Genomic DNA, 16,674 nt, shown 5'->3' on the forward strand with positions numbered 1-16,674 from the left:
GTGAATTGCCGCACGCACATGGACATCACCGCCACGCACGCCCTGCCCCACCGTTCGCCCACGCCGCTCGCGGCCGCTGCGCCCGTGCTGGAAACCCGCTGGGCCGATTGCGAAGAAGACGTGCGCGACGCCCAGCGCCTGCGCTTTCGCGTGTTCGCGCAGGAGATGGGCGCGCGCCTCACACCACCCGAAGGCACGCCGCCCGGGCTCGACGTCGACCGCTTCGACGCCTTCTGCGACCACCTGCTGGTGCGCGCCATCGACCCGCTGCACGGCCCCGGCCCGCTCATCGGTACCTACCGCGTGCTGACGCCCGAGGCGGCGCATCGCGCGGGTGGCTTCTACACCGACACCGAGTTCGACCTGTCGCCGCTCGCGCCGCTGCGCGGCCGCGCGCTGGAGCTGGGCCGCTCGTGCGTGGATGCCGAGTGGCGCTCGGGCAGCGTCATCATGGCGCTGTGGGCAGCGCTGGGGCAGTACATGGTCGACCACGCGCTCGACACCATGATCGGCTGCGCCAGCATCGGGCTCGACGACCAGGGCGCGACGGCCGCGCGGCTGTGGCACCGGCTGTGCCGCACGCACCTGGTCGAGCAGCGCTGGCGCGTGGAGCCGCGCGTCGCGCTGCCGCTGGACAACGGGGCAGACGCCGATGCCGACAGCGACACAGCGCCTCCTGCCGCCCCGCCGCTCATCAAGGGCTACCTGCGCTGCGGCGCTCGCCTGCTCGGCCCGCCCGCACTCGACGTGGCCTTCAACACCGCCGACCTGCCGCTGATGCTGCGCGTGGACGACGTGTCGCCGCGCTACCGCCAGCACTTCTTTGGCATGACCGCGTGAGCGCGGCGGCCCCACGCGCGCGGTCCAAGCGCGCGCTGCGCTCGGTGGTTGCCGCGCAGTTCTTCAGTTCGCTGGCCGACAACGCGCTGCTGATCGTCGCCATCGGCCTGCTCATGCAGCGCCACGCGACCGGCTGGATGACGCCCGCGCTGCGGCTGTTCTTCTATCTTTCCTATGTGCTGCTCGCCGCCTTCGCAGGCGCCGTGGCCGACGCGGCGCCGAAGGGCCGCGTGCTGATGGCCACCAACCTCATCAAGCTGGGCGGCTGCGCCCTGCTGCTGTGGCAGGTGCAGCCGCTGGTGGCCTACGCGCTGGTCGGCCTTGGCGCCGCGGCCTACTCGCCAGCCAAGTACGGCATCCTGCCCGAGCTGATTCCGCAAGAAGAACTGGTCGCCGCCAACGGCTGGATCGAGGCAGGCACGGTGCTGTCGATCCTGTTCGGCGTGGCGCTGGGCAGCACGCTGGTCGGCAAGGGCCTTGCCCTGCCCGCCATCGGCGCGGTGTACCTGCTGGCCGCCGCCTGCACGCTCGCGATTCCGCACAGCCCGGCACGCGACCGCGCGGCGCTGGCGCACCCGGGCCGGCTGCTGCGGGATTTCGGGGGCTCGCTGGTGCTGCTGTGGCGCGATGCCGATGCGCGCATCTCGCTGGCCGTCACCAGCCTTTTCTGGGCCGCGTCGGCCACGCTGCAGTTTCTGGTGCTGCGCTGGGCGGCCGAGCGGCTGGGGCTCACCCTGTCGCAGGGCGCACTGCTGCAGATCGCGGTGGCCATCGGCATGGCGGCTGGCGCCGTCGGTGCCTCGCGCTGGTTCCCGCTCGGGCGTGCGTTGCGCGCGCTGCCGATCGGCATTGCGCTGGGCGCCGTGATATTGCTCATGACGCTGGTGACGCAGCCCGCCGTGGCCGCCGCGCTGCTGGTGGTGATCGGCACGCTCGCGGGCCTGCTGCTGGTGCCGATGAACGCGCTGCTGCAAAGCCGCGGGCTGCTGTACATGCACCCGGGCCAGTCGATCGCGGTGCAGAACTTCAACGAGAGCCTGGCCTCGCTGGCGATGCTGGGGGTGTACGGCGCGCTGCTGTATTTCGATGCGCCGCTGCTGCCGACGCTGGCAGGCTTCGGCGGCTTCCTGGTGCTGGCCATGGGTGCGGCCCTCCTCTGGTCGCGCCGTCAGCGGCCGCAGGAGCGCTTCGGATACAGTCCCGCACCTAACCGCCTCTCGACCCGCAGCCAGAGTGAATCTCCGAAAATCCGCCAATAGCCTGGTCGTTCGTCTCCTCGTGATGGGTCTGGCGATGGCAGTCGTGGGCACCGCCGCCAGCTACATCCAGCTCACCCGCTTCCTGCGGGAAGACCTGACGAAATCAGTGGCGACGCAGCAGATGGCGCTGGCCGCCTACGTGGCCCGCGATGTCGACAACTACCTGGACGAACGGCTGTCGTTCCTGGAGCGCCTGGCTGGTGCCCTGCCGCCGGAACTCCTGGCGCAGCCCGAGCAGCTGCATGCATGGCTGGCGGAACGCAGCGCGCTGAGCGCCCTCTTCCCCCTCGGCCTTGTGGTCACCGATGTCACCGGCAAACGACTCGACGGGCTCGACAGCGCCGTACAGCTGGAAACGGGCGGTCCGGAATTCACAGCCGCATCCGCCGGGAAGCGCGCGGTAGGCCGCCCACGGTCCACGGCTTCTCAGCACTCGGCCCTGCCCATGGCCGCACCCATCCGCAACGGTGCCGGCCAGGTGGTCGCCGTGCTGCTCGGCACGGCAGACCTCTCGGCCGACGGCCTGCTCGACCACCTGCAGGAGGGGCGCGTGGGCCAGGCCGGCGGCATCCTGGTGATCTCGCCGCGCGACCGCATCTTCGTCGCCTCCACGGACGTCTCGATGTCCCTCACGCCGACCCCGCCCGACGGCGTGAACCCGCTGCACGACCGGGCCATGGCGGGTTTCCGCGGTAGCGGGACGACACGCAACGCAAAGGGCATCGAAGAAATCTCCGCTATTGCCTCGGTGCCGAACAGCGGCTGGTTCGTGGTGGCGAGGCTACCCGTGTCGGAAGCGCTGGCCCCGGTGTCGCGCATGCAGACCTTCATCCTGCAGCAACGCGCGCCCGCCGTGACGGCGGTGCTCGTCGTGATCGGCCTGATCATGGCGTGGTTGCTGCGGCCACTGCTGCGCGCCGCCGACCAGGCCGACCGCATGACCCGCGGCGAGCTCGCGCTGACGCCGCTGCAGGTGGTGCGCAACGACGAGATCGGGCACCTGACGCAAGCCTTCAACCGGCTGCTGGCCAAGCTGCTCGACAACCAGGAGGCGCTGGCTCGCCTGGCCCACCACGACACGCTGACAGGCTTGCCCAACCGCAAGCTGCTGGACGAGCGGCTACAACAGGCGCTCGTCCATGCCAGGCAGCGCGCGCAGCAGGTAGCCGTGCTCTACCTGGACCTCGACGGGTTCAAGGACCTCAACGACACCTTCGGCCACGAAGCGGGTGACAAGGCCCTCGGGGAAATCGCACACCGGCTGCGGGCCCTGGTGCGGCACACAGACACGGTGGCGCGCATCGGCGGCGACGAATTCGTGCTGCTGGCCACCGACTTCGAAGAGCCCGCGGAACAGGCCGCATTGACGCTGGCACGGCGATGCATCGACGCGATTGCCCAACCGCTGCAGCTGGAGCATTCAAGCATGGTCATTGGCGTGTCGATAGGCATCGCCCTGGGCAGCGGCAGCGAAACGCCGCAAGACCTGCTCGCCACGGCCGACAAGGCCATGTACCGGGCCAAGCAGGGCGGGCGCGGCAGCTACGCAATGATGTAGGCGACAGCAGGAGCCCTACGCCGGCATATCGCTACGCGGCAGCCGCAGGTGCTTCTTCAGCGTCTCGAACACCTGCCGCGTGACCGGGTTCACCACATGGCTGCGCACATAGAGGTAGTAAGCCAGGTCGGGTAGCCGCGGCATGCCGTCGCCCGCGCCCAGCACGCGCAAGCCCGCGTCGAGCTGCTCCACGCCGCGCGCCGTCACGCCCAGCCCCGCGCGCAATGCGGCCTTGATGCCGATCAGGCTCGACGAGGTGTAGCGCGGCGTCCAGGCCACGCCCGCCGCGTCGAGCGCCTCGTGGCCGATGCGGCGGAAGATGCTGGGCCCGTCGGCCATGATGAGCGGCACCGGCTTCGTCGGGTCGTGCACGTAGCTCGCGGCGCACAGCCACACGGTGGGCGAAGTGCGCAGCACCACGCCTTCGAACTGCGAGTGCTCGTCGGCGCGGTTGGAGATGATCATGTCGACCTCGCCGCTCTTGAGCGATGTCATGAGATAGGGGCTGCGGCCGATGTGGATGTCGAGCTGCAGCAGCGGCGAGGTGCGCGCCACCTCGGTCAGCAGCAGCGGCAGCATGGTCTCGGCCACGTCGTGCGGCGCACCGATGCGCAGGTTGCCTTCGAGCTGCCCCTGCCGCAGGCTGCGCAGCGCCTCGTCGTTCAGCGCCAGCATGTGATGCGCGTAGGTGAGCAGCCGTTCGCCGTGCTCCGTGAGCCGCTTCTGCCGCCCCTGCTTGGCGAACAGCGGATGGCCGATCTGCTCCTCCAGCCGCTGCATCTGCTGCGTGATGGCCGACTGCGTGCGCCCCAGGTGCACGGCCGCCGCCGCAAAGCTGTTGAGGCTGACGACGGCCGCAAAAGAGCGCAGCAGTTCGAGATCGAGCGTGGGCATACATTAATTTTATTGATGTGTTTCCTGCTCTGCTTGGATTGTTGCGTCACGCCCCCGTCACTACAGTGAATGCACACCAAACAGGCAACCCCACTGGAGAAACTGCATGAGCACCCCTTCCGAGCAACGCCGCCAGGCCGTCGAGGCGTCCATCGCCGACATGAAGAAAGCCATCGGCGGCGCTGAAGCCACCCGCGAAAAACTCGATGTGGTGCTCGATTCGCTGCAAGACCTGGCCGCGCACACTGAATACTGGGGCGCCGCCGACTTCCCGCCGCCCGAGGCCGGCGAGCACCAGGCCCGCTACCTGATCGCCGAAGACCCGGACCAGAGCTACGCGCTGTACCTGAACGTGATGCGCCCGGGCAAGAAGATCGTGCCGCACAACCACACGACCTGGGCCTGCATCGCAGCCGTGGAGGGAACCGAGCACAACCGCGTGTACGAGCGCACCGACGACGGCAACGTGCCGGGCGTGGGCAAGCTGAAGCAGACCGAACTGGTCGTCGTCGCGCCGGGCAAGGGCATCGCGCTGATGCCTGAAGACATCCATTCGGTCGAGATCCAGGGCGAGCAAGTGATTCGCCACCTGCACATGTACGGCCGTGCGCTCGAAACGCTGAACCAGCGCACCGCCTACGACCTGGCAGCAGGCACATACCAGACCATGGGCATCGGCGTACAGACGCGCCGCTAAGCGCTCCCTTTCCGGCTTTCCTTTTCCTCATGCGGGCCGCGCGCTGCGGCCTCGCAGGACTTCGTTCGTCCCAACGACTTGTTGCTCTCATGACCTCCTTCATCGACCCGAAGACCCTCAAATCCTGGCTGCACGACGGCGGCGAAATCGCGCTGCTCGACGTGCGCGAGCACGGCCAGTACGGCGAGGCGCATCTGTTCTACGGCATTCCCCTGCCCTTCAGCCGGCTGGAAATCGATGCGCCGCGCCTCGTGCCGCGCCGCGGCGTGCGGGTGGTGGTGTACGACGAAGGCGATGCCGACGTGGCCGAACGCGCCGCCGCGCGGCTGGCCGTGCTGGGCTACACCGACGTGCACGTGCTGCAAGGCGGCGCCCGCGCATGGAAGGCCGCGGGCTACGTGCTGTTCGCGGGCGTCAACCTGCCTTCGAAGACTTTCGGCGAACTGGCCGAAGAGGTCTATCACACGCCCCGCGTCAGCGCCGACCAGCTCGCCGAGATGCTGGCGCGCAAGGACAAGGTCGTGGTGCTCGACGGCCGCCCCGTCAGCGAGTTCCACAAGATGAACATTCCCAGCGCCACCTGCTGCCCCAACGGCGAGCTGGCCTACCGCGTGCGCCAGCTGGTGCCCGACACCACCACGCCCATCGTCATCAACTGCGCGGGCCGCACGCGCAGCATCATCGGCGCGCAGACGCTCATCAACCTCGGGCTGCCCAACCCCGTCTATGCGCTGGAGAACGGCACGCAGGGCTGGTACCTGGGCGACCACACGCTGGAGCATGGCGGCACGCGGCGCTATGCGGACGACAGCGGCAACACCGACCTGCGCCCCGCCGCGAAAGCGCTGGCCGCCCGCTTCGACGTGCCGGCGGTGAACGCGCAGACCGTGCAGCAATGGGCCGCCGATACAAGCCGCAGCCTGTTCCTGTGCGACGTGCGCACGCCCGAAGAATTCGCGGCCGGCAGCCTGCCCGGCGCGCAGCACACGCCCGGCGGCCAACTGATGCAGGCAGGCGACCAGTACTTCGGCGTGCGCGGTGCCCGGCTCGTGCTGTTCGACAACGACGGCGTGCGCGCACCGACCATCGCGAGCTGGCTGCGGCAGATGGGGCATGACGCGAGCGTGCTCGAGGGTGGGCTGGCGAGCGGCCTGTCGCTGGCGCCCGCTGCCGCTCCGCAAGCGCCCGCACTGGCCACCATCGATGCGCAAGCCCTTGCCGCGCGCATCGAGCGCAACGAGGTGGCGGTGATCGACCTGCGCGGCAGCATGCAGTTTCGCGCCGGTCACATCCCGCAGGCGCGCTGGTCGATTCGCCCTCGCCTCGCGGCCGACGTGAAGAGCGAGACCCGCCAGCTCGTGCTGGTCGCCGACGATGCCGCGCTTGCGGCATGGGCTGCCGCCTCCGAACTCGCAGGCCACTCGCCCGCGCCGCTGCTGCTGGCCGGTGGCATGGCCGCATGGCGCGCCGCAGGACTGCCCGTCGAGGCCACGCCCGCGCTGCCCGCCGACAGCGACTGCATCGACTACCTGTTCTTCGTGCACGACCGGCACGACGGCAACAAGGAAGCCGCGCGCCGCTACCTCGCATGGGAGACCGGCCTCGTCGCGCAGCTCGACGCGCAGGAGCGGGCCGCCTTCCGCCTTCCCACCGCCGCATCGCACGCCTGAGCCCGGCTTTCGCTTTCTGTTCGTCCTTGTCCGTTCTTATTCCAGGAGTTCCGTCATGTCGTTCGCCAGCCGCATCCCGCACCTTGCCCGTTTTGCCGTCGCCGCCGCATGGCTCGCGGCGCTCGTCTTGCAGCCAGCCACAGCCGAACCGCTCGCGCCGCGCAACGGCTATCCGTCGCAGACGGTGAAGTTCATCTCGCCCTTCCCGCCCGGCGGCGGCAACGATGCAACCGCGCGCCTCGTGACCACGCGCCTGCCGGAAATCATGGGACAGGCGGCAGTGGTCGACAACCGCGGCGGCGCGGGCGGCAACATCGGCGCCAAGGCCGTGGCCGACGCCAAGCCCGACGGCTACACCGTGCTCACCTCGCAGGTGTCGATCATGGCCGTGAACCCCACGCTGTATGCGGCGCCCGGCTTCGACCCGATCAAGAACTTCATTCCCATCACGCAGATCAACGCCGCGCCGCTCGCGCTGGTGGTGGATGCCAACTCCCCGCTCAAGACCTTTGCCGACCTCGCCACCAAGGCCAAGGCCAGCCCCGGAAAGGTGACGTATGCAACGCCGGGCAACGGCACGCTGTCGCACCTCGTTGGCGTGGTGCTGTCGAAGGACGACGGCATCGCCATGACGCACGTGCCCTACAAGGGTGCCGGCCCCGCACTCACCGACCTGCTCGGCGGACAGGTCGATGTGCTCGTGACCTCGACATCTTCGGTCGCGGGTCTGGTGCAGAACGGCAAGCTGCGCGTGCTGGCCGTGACCAGCCCGCGCCGCATCGGCGTCTTCAAGAATGCACCGACGCTCGAGGAGCTGGGCTACGCCGGTGCGCGCTTCGAAGACTGGTACGGCTTCTTCGCACCGGCCGGCACACCGCCCGAACGCGTGGCCTACCTGAACGAAGCCATCGTGCGCACGCTGCGCATGCCCGAGGTGACCAAGCTCGTGAACGACGGTGGCAGTGAAGTGGTGGCCAACTCGCCCGAAGCCTTCGCCGCGCAGTTGCGCCAGGACATCGACCGCTGGTCGCGCATCGTCAAACTTTCCGGTGCGAAGGCAGATTGACGCACCATCGAGGCTTGGCCAACGCTTGAACACCATGTCCAACTCGCACAAAGACTCCCCCGGACTCTCCCTCGACACCCGGCTCACGCGCACCGGCAAGGCGCCTTCCTATGCCGGTGGCGCGCCCGTCAACACACCGCTGATGCGCGCGAGCACTGTGCTGTTCGACAGCGTGGGCGCAATGCGCGACGCACGCGCGCGGCGCGACGACGAACGCATCTTCAGCTACGGCGCACGCGGCACACCGACCACCTTCGCGCTCGAAGACGCAGTGAGCGAACTCGAAGGTGCCTACCGCACGCGGCTCTTTCCGACCGGCCTCGCGGCCATCGGCATGCTGCTGCTGTCGTACCTGAAGCCGGGCGACCATGTGCTGATGTCGGACAGCGTGTACGAGCCCACGCGCAACCTCGTGCATTCGTTTCTGGAGCCATATGGCATTCGCAGCTCGTTCTTCGCGGCGGACGGCAGCGGCATCGAAGGACTGTTCGAGCCGAACACGCGGCTGGTGTACGCGGAGTGCCCTGGCTCGCTGGTCTACGAAATGTGCGACCTGCCGAAGCTCGCCGAACTGACGCACGCGCGCGGCGCGCTGCTCGCGGCGGACAACACCTGGGGCTCCGGCGTGCAGTACCGGCCTCTCGAACTCGGCGCGGACATCTCGACGATGGCCGCCACCAAGTACCTCTCGGGCCACTCGGACGTGATGATGGGCACCGTCGCCACGACCGAAGCCGCATGGCGCCCGCTGAACGAGCGCTGCGATGCATTCGGCATGACCGTGAGCCCCGACGACGCCTGGCTGGTGCTGCGCGGCATGCGCACGCTGTCGGCTAGGCTGCAGATGCACGAGCGGCATGCGCTGGAAGTGGCGCATTGGCTTCAGAAGCGGCCTGAAGTGGCCACTGTGTTCTGCCCTGCCTTGCCGCAGCATCCGGGGCACGATATCTGGAAGCGTGATTGCAGCGGCACGAACGGGCTGCTTTCCATCGAGCTGCAGCCCGGCATCGAGAGCGCCGCGGTCGAGAGCTTCGTCGATGCGCTCACGCTGTTCGGGCGTGGCTCATCGTGGGGCGGCTATGAAAGCCTGGTGGCATGGACCAACATGCGTGCGGCGCGCAGCGTGACGGACTGGAGCAAGCGCGGGGCGGTTGTGCGGTTGCACATCGGGTTGGAGGCGCCGGAGGATCTGACGGCGGATCTGGCGCGTGGGTTCGATGCGATGAGTGCTCCGGCGCAGAAGGCATAGCACTCGACCGAAAAGAAGCTCTGAATTCTTCAGCTAGCGAACTTCAGAAGTAGCTGAGGATTCTTGGCCAATGCGGAACGACCGGTCGACACCAGCAACGAATAAGTGATTGCGAGCGCAGCGACAGGTCTGTCTTCGGGATGAACAGCATCGACTATTCGCTGAGCGCATGAGCGGAGCACCGTCGCCATCCCCAGATCGGAAAAATGTTCGGACAGCGTCATGAAGCCGCTGACCACGAGCGCAGAGTCTTCTGGAAGCACACGGGCATAGCGCCAGCCCTTGGCCTCGATGCTGCCGACGATCTGATCCAGACCTCTTCGCTCGCCAAAGAAGATCGCACGCACAGCCATGAGGAGAAGCAACGCGGCGTAGCGTGTTGCTGCCGATTCGTCGATCCTGGTCGGAAGGTAGCCCTTGAATTTGAAGGTGCCTTCCGCCGCCGCGACAGGCAGTTGTGCTAACTCCGAGGCAAGCGCCGCAAAGCCGTTGGCCTGACACCATCGCTTCAGCGTGGGGAGCGGAGCAAATTCGAACTCGCTCGCGATCGCGTCCAGAGCATTCTTGATTCCGTTGTCCCGCTGCAAGGCCTGTTCGGCCATTTCACGCAGATAGGGATGCGGGCTGTCGACGAGTTCCTCGAGGTCGACCGGGCTGGGACGAAGCCGCGCCTGAGGCAGTTGCTCTGTCGGAAACACCAGAAGCACGCCGAGTTTCTGGTGATCGAAGACGAGGTCGGTTGCGGCAAATGAATGGATGGGCATCGGCGCCAGACTCGGTTTCGTTGGTCAAGAGAGTGCGTTCTTCATTGCCTGTAGGTACTTCCTGTCTCAACGCGCCTCTTCCGCCTTGGCCGGGGTACGGCTAGCCACAGCTTGCGTGAAGAGCAGACTCTCATCCGGCACCTGTTTGAACGGAACGAAGATCGGCTCCCCGTTCTTCGGGCCATACCCCACGGCGCCACTCTCGACGATCGCCCCGGCAATCGCGCCACCCAGCGCACCGGCAATGCCGGCCTGTCCGACCGAGAGCCCCGGAGTTTGCACAATGGTGTTCACGATCACGCCGTTCACCATCGTGCCCTGATCCCGGAACTTCGGCAGGTAGAACAGGCGCATAGGCGGATATGCGCCGTTGTCCTTCGCCAGCCAGAAACCGCCCACAGCCAGCGGCTCCTCCGTAGTGCCATCGGCATTCTGCTGGCCGCCAAGCACCAGCAGGGCACCGTTGCCGAAGTAGTACCGACCGGCCTTGTCTTCCATGGTGGCCTTGTAGGTGCCGGGCAACAAGCCGTGGTAGTACCGCACGCCGGGCGCTGCGCCTGCGATGGCGGAAAACATCAGCTTCTCGTGGAGTTCGATGGAATCCCCGGAGATGCGCTTGAGATTCGGGTCATGCGATGCGCAGCCTGCCAGCGCCAAGGCAGTAGCAACCAGCAGCGCCACGCATGAAATCAATGCTCCCGCACGCATTGCAAAGCGGAAGGCGCTGCGCCCCACTCCCTCGTTGTGTACTTCTCTCTGGACCATCACTCCGCTCCACTCGTTGGTGACGCAGGAGTCTACGGTGCAGAGGCGTCGGGAAAGAAAGATCATCAGCGCCATTGCGCCAGCGTCTGCCGCACCTCTTCGTCGCTGGGCGCCTCGAACGATTCGTACCAGGCACCGACGGCGAAGAAGGGCTCTGGCGTGTGCAGGCACACCACCTCGTCGGCATGGGTCATGGCGGGGCTCATGCTGCCGATGCCGGTCAGCGCTGACGGGTCGGCCGGTGTCTGCAGCGCATGGCACGCGAACGCACTGCCCAGGGGTACGGTCACGATGACCGAGACCGCACCAAGTGCCCTTGCAGCAATCACCGCTGCGCGCATCGACAAGCCGGTTGCGAGTCCATCGTCGACCAGCAGAGCCGTCATGCCATGCAGGTCGAGCGGCGCGCGATCGCCCCGGTATTCGCGCTCGCGCCGCTGCAGTTCGCGCTGCTCCCGTTTCAATGTGCGCGCCATACCAGGCGCTTCTTCGCCCGTCACGCGAATGCCGCCGACTGCAATGGCGCCGGCGGCGTATTCCTCATGGCCGGGCAGGCCTAGTTTGCGCACGACCAGCACGTCGAGCGGCAGGTGCAACGCGCGTGCCACTTCGGCACCTACTGGCACGCCACCTCGCGGCAGTGCGAGCACGATGCAGCGCTGTGCATCGCGGTACTGGCTCAGCAATAACGCCAGTTGCCGGCCGGCATCGGAGCGATCCTTGAACATCGCATCCCTCTTCGTTCGCGCTTCATTCGCGGTTGCCCGGCGCGTGGGCGTCGTTGCTTTCAAGAACGGTCTCGGACCGCATCCCCGCGCCGCCGCCACCACCGCCGCCTTTGGCACCACCGCCTCGTCCACCGCCGGCCCCTTCGCCACGATCACCACGCGCAGGCGTGCCTTTCGCCCGCACGGGGCCCTGCCTGGGAATGCCCAGTTCTGCAGGGACTGGATCGAGGTCTAGCACGTCGCGGATGAATGTTCGCAGTGCCACAACCAGTTCTGCAGTCTCGACCGTGCGGCCCGCAACCATGTCGCTGGCCGCCTTGGCGGCGAGGCGCACGTGCGTCTCGGTGCCCAGCAGGATCACGTCGGACAGCGCGGCTTCCACTGCATCGCGGATGCGGCGACGGCGGTCCGATGCGGACACGTCTGCATGAGCAGCCGCATCCTCTGCCGCCGCAGCCCCGGCACGTTGCCGAAGCTCACGCAGATGGCTGGGGTCAACGGCAAGGTCGCCGGTGAACGAACCACCCAGCACCTTGTAAGCCGCGATGAGCGTCTTCAACCGCTCGTTGATCTGCCGGTTCTGGCGTTCGCGCCGCTGCTGCACGCTGTGCATCACGAGCAGGCGTATGCCGACCGCCACGACAGACACCAGCACCAGGCCCATCAGGGTCGTGAGCAGGCCTTGCCAGGAACTGAAATCGAGCACGTTGCGCATGGAGGACGGTCCTTGTGTCGAGGGCGACAGCATGCCCTCGTCGCCACGCGCCATTGTGCGACCAGTGCGCAAGCATGGCCGCGATCAGGCACTACGCATTCAGCCACAGGCGTTCTTCCCCGCGGGCGAGGCGCGCAGCCGGTTCAGAAAGGTCAGCTGCACCTTCGCCGTTTCGCTGCCCTGCACCGCCGCGCGGCGCATCCACATGCCCGCTTCGCAGCGATCGGCCTTCACGGCCGTGCCGTAGAGCGCGGGGCCGGTCATCAGCACCATGCCGAGCATCTCCTGCGCCTCGGCGTGGCCTTCGTTGGCCGCCTGGCGCAGCTCCTCGAGCATCGAGCGATAGTCGCGCGCGGCCTGTGCCTCAAGGGCCAGTTGAAAGCGCTGCTCCGACTGCAGCTCGACGCCCGCATTCGACGACGGATGCGCCGCACTGATCGCCGCCGCCAGCAGCAGCACGCCCGACAGCAGGACGCGCCAGCGCAGCGACAAGCCGGTGATCTGGTTGAGTTCGGATGGCATCGATGTTCTCCACGAGTGACGTTGGAGACATCGTCGCGCCGCGGCGCCGAAGAAAGAAGCTGGAATTAGCGCAGGCGGGCTCAGGCATGGCCTGAGCCTGGGGGCTTCTCGCTCAGCAGCAGCGCCCCTTGCCTGCCCCGTAGCGCGCCTCCAGCCGCTCGCGGAAGAAGGCCTCGTAGCTCATCGGCGGCCGGTCAGGGTGGGTGGCCGCCATGTGCGTCAGGTAGGCGTCGTAGTCGGGCAGCCCGACCATGAGCCGCAGCGACTGCTTGAGCGAGCGCGCAAAGTAGCGCCCGGCTTCCGGCAATGCGAGGCCCATGGCGTCAGTGGGCAGCCGTTGCGGCTGCTGCGCCCACGGGCTCGAACGGCGTCTCTTTGGTGGTCGGCCGGTTGGCCGCGCGCGCCGCGAGGCAGGCCTTGATGCTGTACACCAGCACGCTCAGCACCACGAAGATGAAGAGCGCGCACAGCGCCGCGTCGAGACGGTCGTTGAACACGATGCGCGACATGGCTTCGGGCGTCTTGGCCGGTGCAACCAGCACGCCGTTGGCGATGCCGTCGGTGTACTTCGCGGCGTGCGAGAGAAAACCGATCTTCGGGTCGGCCGAGAAGATCTTCTGCCAGCCGGCCGTGAGCGTGCACGCCAGCAGCCATGCTGCCGGCGCAATGGCCACCCACGCATAGCGCTCGCGCTTCATGCGGAACAGCACGACCACGCCCAGCATCAGCGCCACGGCGGCCAGCATCTGGTTGGAGATGCCGAACAGCGGCCACAGCGTGTTGATGCCGCCCAACGGATCGACCACGCCCTGGTACAGGAAGTAGCCCCAGGCCGCGACGCACAGCGCCGTGGCAACGAGGTTGGCCGGCAGCGAATCGGTGCGCTTGAGCGCGGGCACGAAGCTGCCCAGCAGGTCTTGCAGCATGAAGCGGCCCGCGCGGGTGCCGGCATCCACAGCCGTGAGGATGAACAGCGCCTCGAACAGAATCGCGAAGTGGTACCAGAAGGCCATCATGGCTTGCCCGCCGATCACCTGGTGGAGGATGTGGGCCATGCCCACGGCCAGCGTCGGTGCGCCGCCTGCGCGGCCGAGGATGGTGGTTTCGCCAACGTCCTTCGCGGTCTGCACCAGCATCTCGGGCGTGATCACGAAGCCCCAGCTCGACACCGTGGCAGCCACCTGCTGCGCGGTCGTTCCGACCAGCGCGCCGGGGCTGTTCATCGCAAAGTAAATGCCCGGCTCGATGCACGAGGCCGCAACCAGCGCCATCACCGCAACGAACGATTCGGCCAGCATGCCGCCGTAGCCGATGAAGCGCGCGTGGCGCTCGTTGTCGAGCATCTTGGGCGTGGTGCCCGAGGAGATCAGCGCATGAAAGCCCGACACCGCGCCGCAGGCGATGGTGATGAAGAGAAACGGGAACAGGCTGCCCGACCACACCGGGCCGTTGCCCTGCGCGAACTGCGTGATGGACGGCATCTGCAGCGTGGGCATCACGAACACGATGCCGATGGCCAGCGCGATGATCGTGCCGATCTTCAAGAAGGTCGACAGGTAGTCACGCGGCGCCAGCAGCAGCCACACAGGCAGGCTCGCGGCGATGAAGCCGTAGCCCACCAGCATCCACGTGAGCGCCTTGCCGTCGAAGGTGAAGAGCGGCGCCCATTCGGCGCTCTGGCTCACGGCCTGCCCGCCGAAGATGGCGAGCATCAGCAGCACGAAGCCGATCAGCGACACCTCGCCGATGCGCCCCGGTCGGATGTAGCGCAGGTACACGCCCATGAACAGCGCCACCGGAATCGTCGCAGCCACCGTGAAGGTGCCCCACGGCGATTCGGCCAGCGCCTTCACCACGATCAGCGCCAGCACCGCGAGGATGATGATCATGATCATGAAGGTGCCGAACAGCGCGATCATGCCGGGCACCACGCCCATCTCCTGCTTGACTAGGTCGCCCAGCGAGCGGCCGTCGCGCCGCGTGGAAATGAACAGGATGATGAAGTCCTGCACCGCACCGGCGAACACCACGCCGGCCAGGATCCACAGCAGGCCGGGCAGGTAGCCCATCTGCGCGGCGAGCACCGGGCCCACCAGCGGACCGGCCCCTGCGATGGCCGCGAAGTGGTGGCCGAACAGCACGTTCTTGTCGGTCGGCACGTAGTCGAGGCCGTCGTTGTGGCGGTGCGCCGGCGTCTTGCGGTTGCCGTCCAGGCCCAGCACCTTGTCGGCGATGAAGAGGCTGTAGTAGCGGTAGGCGATCAGGTAGGTGCAGATCGCGGCGGCCACCACCCAGAGGGCGTTGACGCTTTCGCCTCGGGTCAGGGCCACGGTGCCTAGCGCGAAAGCGCCGACCACGGCCACGACCAGCCACACCAGATGGCGTCGGATGCTGTGCATGCGGATGTCTCCTCGTTATTGACCCGAGGAGTTTTGCCGGGCTGCGGCGCGGGCGCATCCGTCGGACTGCGCAGGGCGGGCGCGTGGCTTTGCGTAATGGAAAACCCGGATACGGCAAGCGCCGGGCCGCTGTGCAATGCCTGCGGGCCTACATGCATGAACCGGACCACGCGCGAAGATCGAGCCCGTCATCAGGGAGCGAAAAGATAGAAGCCATGGACACACAACCACGCTGCTGCATCGCAGGTGGCGGTCCTGCCGGCATGGTGCTGGGCCTTCTGCTGGCCCGGGCCGGCGTGCCCGTCGTCGTGCTGGAAAAGCATCTCGACTTTCTGCGCGACTTTCGCGGCGACACGGTGCATCCGTCCACGCTGGAGATATTGCACGAGCTGGGCCTGCTCGAAGCCTTTTTGCAGCGCCCGCACGACCGCATCGAGGAACTGCGCGCCACCATAGAGGGCCGCAGCATCCCAGTGGCCGACTTCACGCACCTGCCTGCGCACAGCAGGTTTCTCGTGCTGATGCCGCAGTGGGAGTTTCTGGACTTCATGTGCGACGAGGCCCGGCGCTACCCGGGCTTCGAACTGTGGACAGATGCCGAGGCCATCGGCCTGCTGCAAGACAAGGGCCGCGTCAACGGCGTGAAGGTGCGGCGCGGCCGCCGCGCGGGCCAGCCGCAGGATGTCGAGCTGCACGCCTCGCTGGTGGTGGCGGCCGACGGGCGGCACTCCGCGCTGCGCGATGCCGCCGCGCTGCCGCACATCAGCTATGGCGCGCCCATCGACGTGCTGTGGATGGCCATTCCCAGGCAGGCCGGTGACCCATCGGCCACCGCGGGCCACGTCGCGGGTGGGCGTTTTCTGGTGACGCTGAACCGCGGCGACTACTGGCAATGCGCCTTCGTGATACCCAAGGGCGGCCACGATGCGCTGCAGGCCCGGGGCATCGGGGCATTCCATGAAGCGATCGGCAAGATCGCGCCCTTTCTCGCCGCGCGGCTGCCTGAGGCGCTGCCCGATTGGGACGCGGTGAAGCTGCTCGAAGTGACGGTCGACCGCCTCGAGGCCTGGTCATGCCGCGGGCTGCTGTGCATCGGCGACGCCGCGCATGCGATGTCGCCGGTGGGCGGCGTCGGCATCAACCTCGCCGTGCAGGACGCCGTGGCTGCCGCGAACCTGCTGGCCACTGCGCTGGCCGGCACAGCGACCGAGAAGGAGATCGACACCCTGCTGCCCCAGCTGCAGCGCCGCAGGGAATGGCCCGTGCGCGTGACGCAGGCCGTGCAGCGCCTCATACAAGACCGAGTGCTGATGCCAGTGCTCCACGGCGAGCTGACGGCCACGGTTGGGCACGTGCCCTGGCCGCTGCGGCTGCTCGCACGCTGGCCGCTCCTACGCAGGCTCCCGGCACGGGCCGTGGGAATGGGCGTGCGGCCCGAGCACGTAACTTCGCTGCGCACAAAATGAAAAAGCTGGCATTTCGTTACACAGCCGAGGCCGGGCGAGGCCGCCAGGCAGGCCTTCGAGAGAGGGCCCTGTTGTAGACTGC

The 16,674-nt window shown here is 67.6% G+C and carries 16 protein-coding genes; 8 read left to right on the forward strand and 8 right to left on the reverse strand.

Translation table 11 applies throughout. The features are described from left to right. Positions 1-18 precede the first annotated feature (18 nt). From ACZYSP_RS27105 to ACZYSP_RS27115, 3 genes are read left to right on the forward strand one after another with little or no spacing between them, the layout of a single operon-like run. Positions 19-840 (forward strand): GNAT family N-acetyltransferase, encoded by an 822-nt coding sequence (locus tag ACZYSP_RS27105; protein ID WP_307616540.1) that lies wholly within the window; start codon positions 19-21, stop codon positions 838-840. Next, the gene (gene lplT, locus ACZYSP_RS27110) at positions 837-2,099 is read left to right on the forward strand and encodes a lysophospholipid transporter LplT (RefSeq protein WP_489017634.1); all 1,263 of its coding nucleotides are present in this window, start codon (positions 837-839) and stop codon (positions 2,097-2,099) included. The genes ACZYSP_RS27105 and lplT overlap by 4 nt, the downstream gene beginning before the upstream one ends. Continuing rightward, a complete protein-coding gene (locus tag ACZYSP_RS27115; RefSeq protein ID WP_489017636.1) occupies positions 2,074-3,657 on the forward strand; it encodes a diguanylate cyclase domain-containing protein in 1,584 nt (527 codons plus the stop codon). The genes lplT and ACZYSP_RS27115 overlap by 26 nt, the downstream gene beginning before the upstream one ends. Before the next feature lie 15 nt (positions 3,658-3,672). Here the strand turns inward: ACZYSP_RS27115 and ACZYSP_RS27120 are convergent, their stop codons facing one another. Continuing rightward, positions 3,673-4,551 (reverse strand): LysR substrate-binding domain-containing protein, encoded by an 879-nt coding sequence (locus ACZYSP_RS27120; RefSeq protein ID WP_489017638.1) that lies wholly within the window; start codon positions 4,549-4,551, stop codon positions 3,673-3,675. Between the two features lie 106 nt (positions 4,552-4,657). Here ACZYSP_RS27120 and ACZYSP_RS27125 point away from each other — a divergent pair, with 106 nt between their 5' ends. From ACZYSP_RS27125 to metC, 4 genes are all read left to right on the forward strand, one after another. Next, entirely contained in the window at positions 4,658-5,248 is a 591-nt protein-coding gene (locus tag ACZYSP_RS27125) for a cysteine dioxygenase family protein (protein ID WP_093058092.1), read from the forward strand. Positions 5,249-5,337: 89 nt separating this feature from the next. Next, the gene (locus tag ACZYSP_RS27130; protein WP_489017640.1) at positions 5,338-6,918 is read left to right on the forward strand and encodes a rhodanese-like domain-containing protein; all 1,581 of its coding nucleotides are present in this window, start codon (positions 5,338-5,340) and stop codon (positions 6,916-6,918) included. A gap of 55 nt (positions 6,919-6,973) precedes the next feature. Next, on the forward strand, positions 6,974-7,984 hold the full coding sequence (locus ACZYSP_RS27135; RefSeq protein ID WP_093058090.1) for a Bug family tripartite tricarboxylate transporter substrate binding protein: 1,011 nt from the start codon (positions 6,974-6,976) through the stop codon (positions 7,982-7,984). Positions 7,985-8,018: 34 nt separating this feature from the next. Then, on the forward strand, positions 8,019-9,233 hold the full coding sequence (gene metC / locus ACZYSP_RS27140; protein WP_489017643.1) for a cystathionine beta-lyase: 1,215 nt from the start codon (positions 8,019-8,021) through the stop codon (positions 9,231-9,233). A 29-nt stretch (positions 9,234-9,262) separates the two neighbouring features. Here the strand turns inward: metC and ACZYSP_RS27145 are convergent, their stop codons facing one another. From ACZYSP_RS27145 to ACZYSP_RS27175, 7 genes are all read right to left on the reverse strand, one after another. Next, the gene (locus ACZYSP_RS27145; RefSeq protein ID WP_489017645.1) at positions 9,263-9,997 is read right to left on the reverse strand and encodes a hypothetical protein; all 735 of its coding nucleotides are present in this window, start codon (positions 9,995-9,997) and stop codon (positions 9,263-9,265) included. Between the two features lie 66 nt (positions 9,998-10,063). Next, positions 10,064-10,837, reverse strand: a complete 774-nt coding sequence (locus tag ACZYSP_RS27150; RefSeq protein WP_489017647.1) for a hypothetical protein — start codon at positions 10,835-10,837, stop codon at positions 10,064-10,066. Continuing rightward, on the reverse strand, positions 10,828-11,490 hold the full coding sequence (locus tag ACZYSP_RS27155; RefSeq protein WP_489017649.1) for a phosphoribosyltransferase: 663 nt from the start codon (positions 11,488-11,490) through the stop codon (positions 10,828-10,830). Before ACZYSP_RS27155 ends, ACZYSP_RS27150 begins: the two co-directional genes overlap by 10 nt. 22 nt (positions 11,491-11,512) lie before the next feature. Further along, positions 11,513-12,205: a hypothetical protein gene (locus tag ACZYSP_RS27160; RefSeq protein ID WP_354339252.1), complete on the reverse strand. Its 693-nt coding sequence runs from the start codon at positions 12,203-12,205 to the stop codon at positions 11,513-11,515. 99 nt (positions 12,206-12,304) lie between these two features. Beyond that, positions 12,305-12,727, reverse strand: a complete 423-nt coding sequence (locus ACZYSP_RS27165; protein ID WP_489017652.1) for a sel1 repeat family protein — start codon at positions 12,725-12,727, stop codon at positions 12,305-12,307. 112 nt (positions 12,728-12,839) lie between these two features. Continuing rightward, a complete protein-coding gene (locus ACZYSP_RS27170) occupies positions 12,840-13,046 on the reverse strand; it encodes a YbdD/YjiX family protein (protein WP_093058085.1) in 207 nt (68 codons plus the stop codon). Positions 13,047-13,050: 4 nt separating this feature from the next. Beyond that, a complete protein-coding gene (locus ACZYSP_RS27175) occupies positions 13,051-15,126 on the reverse strand; it encodes a carbon starvation CstA family protein (RefSeq protein WP_489017655.1) in 2,076 nt (691 codons plus the stop codon). Between the two features lie 215 nt (positions 15,127-15,341). Between ACZYSP_RS27175 and ACZYSP_RS27180 the strand changes: the two genes are divergently transcribed. Beyond that, positions 15,342-16,592, forward strand: coding sequence for an FAD-dependent oxidoreductase (locus tag ACZYSP_RS27180; RefSeq protein WP_489017657.1), 1,251 nt, complete (start codon positions 15,342-15,344; stop codon positions 16,590-16,592). Positions 16,593-16,674 lie beyond the last annotated feature (82 nt).

The organism is Variovorax sp. F042, from assembly GCF_057814215.1.

Excerpts from the sequence above, each read along its gene's own strand:
- ACZYSP_RS27105 (WP_307616540.1), top strand. The coding sequence starts at position 19 with ATGGACATCACCGCCACGCACGCCCTGCCCCACCGTTCGCCCACGCCG.
- ACZYSP_RS27120 (WP_489017638.1), bottom strand. The coding sequence starts at position 4,551 with ATGCCCACGCTCGATCTCGAACTGCTGCGCTCTTTTGCGGCCGTCGTC.
- ACZYSP_RS27125 (WP_093058092.1), top strand. The coding sequence starts at position 4,658 with ATGAGCACCCCTTCCGAGCAACGCCGCCAGGCCGTCGAGGCGTCCATC.
- ACZYSP_RS27130 (WP_489017640.1), top strand. The coding sequence starts at position 5,338 with ATGACCTCCTTCATCGACCCGAAGACCCTCAAATCCTGGCTGCACGAC.
- ACZYSP_RS27135 (WP_093058090.1), top strand. The coding sequence starts at position 6,974 with ATGTCGTTCGCCAGCCGCATCCCGCACCTTGCCCGTTTTGCCGTCGCC.
- metC (WP_489017643.1), top strand. The coding sequence starts at position 8,019 with ATGTCCAACTCGCACAAAGACTCCCCCGGACTCTCCCTCGACACCCGG.
- ACZYSP_RS27145 (WP_489017645.1), bottom strand. The coding sequence starts at position 9,997 with ATGCCCATCCATTCATTTGCCGCAACCGACCTCGTCTTCGATCACCAG.
- ACZYSP_RS27150 (WP_489017647.1), bottom strand. The coding sequence starts at position 10,837 with ATGGCGCTGATGATCTTTCTTTCCCGACGCCTCTGCACCGTAGACTCC.
- ACZYSP_RS27155 (WP_489017649.1), bottom strand. The coding sequence starts at position 11,490 with ATGTTCAAGGATCGCTCCGATGCCGGCCGGCAACTGGCGTTATTGCTG.
- ACZYSP_RS27160 (WP_354339252.1), bottom strand. The coding sequence starts at position 12,205 with ATGCGCAACGTGCTCGATTTCAGTTCCTGGCAAGGCCTGCTCACGACC.
- ACZYSP_RS27165 (WP_489017652.1), bottom strand. The coding sequence starts at position 12,727 with ATGCCATCCGAACTCAACCAGATCACCGGCTTGTCGCTGCGCTGGCGC.
- ACZYSP_RS27170 (WP_093058085.1), bottom strand. The coding sequence starts at position 13,046 with ATGGGCCTCGCATTGCCGGAAGCCGGGCGCTACTTTGCGCGCTCGCTC.
- ACZYSP_RS27175 (WP_489017655.1), bottom strand. The coding sequence starts at position 15,126 with ATGCACAGCATCCGACGCCATCTGGTGTGGCTGGTCGTGGCCGTGGTC.
- ACZYSP_RS27180 (WP_489017657.1), top strand. The coding sequence starts at position 15,342 with ATGGACACACAACCACGCTGCTGCATCGCAGGTGGCGGTCCTGCCGGC.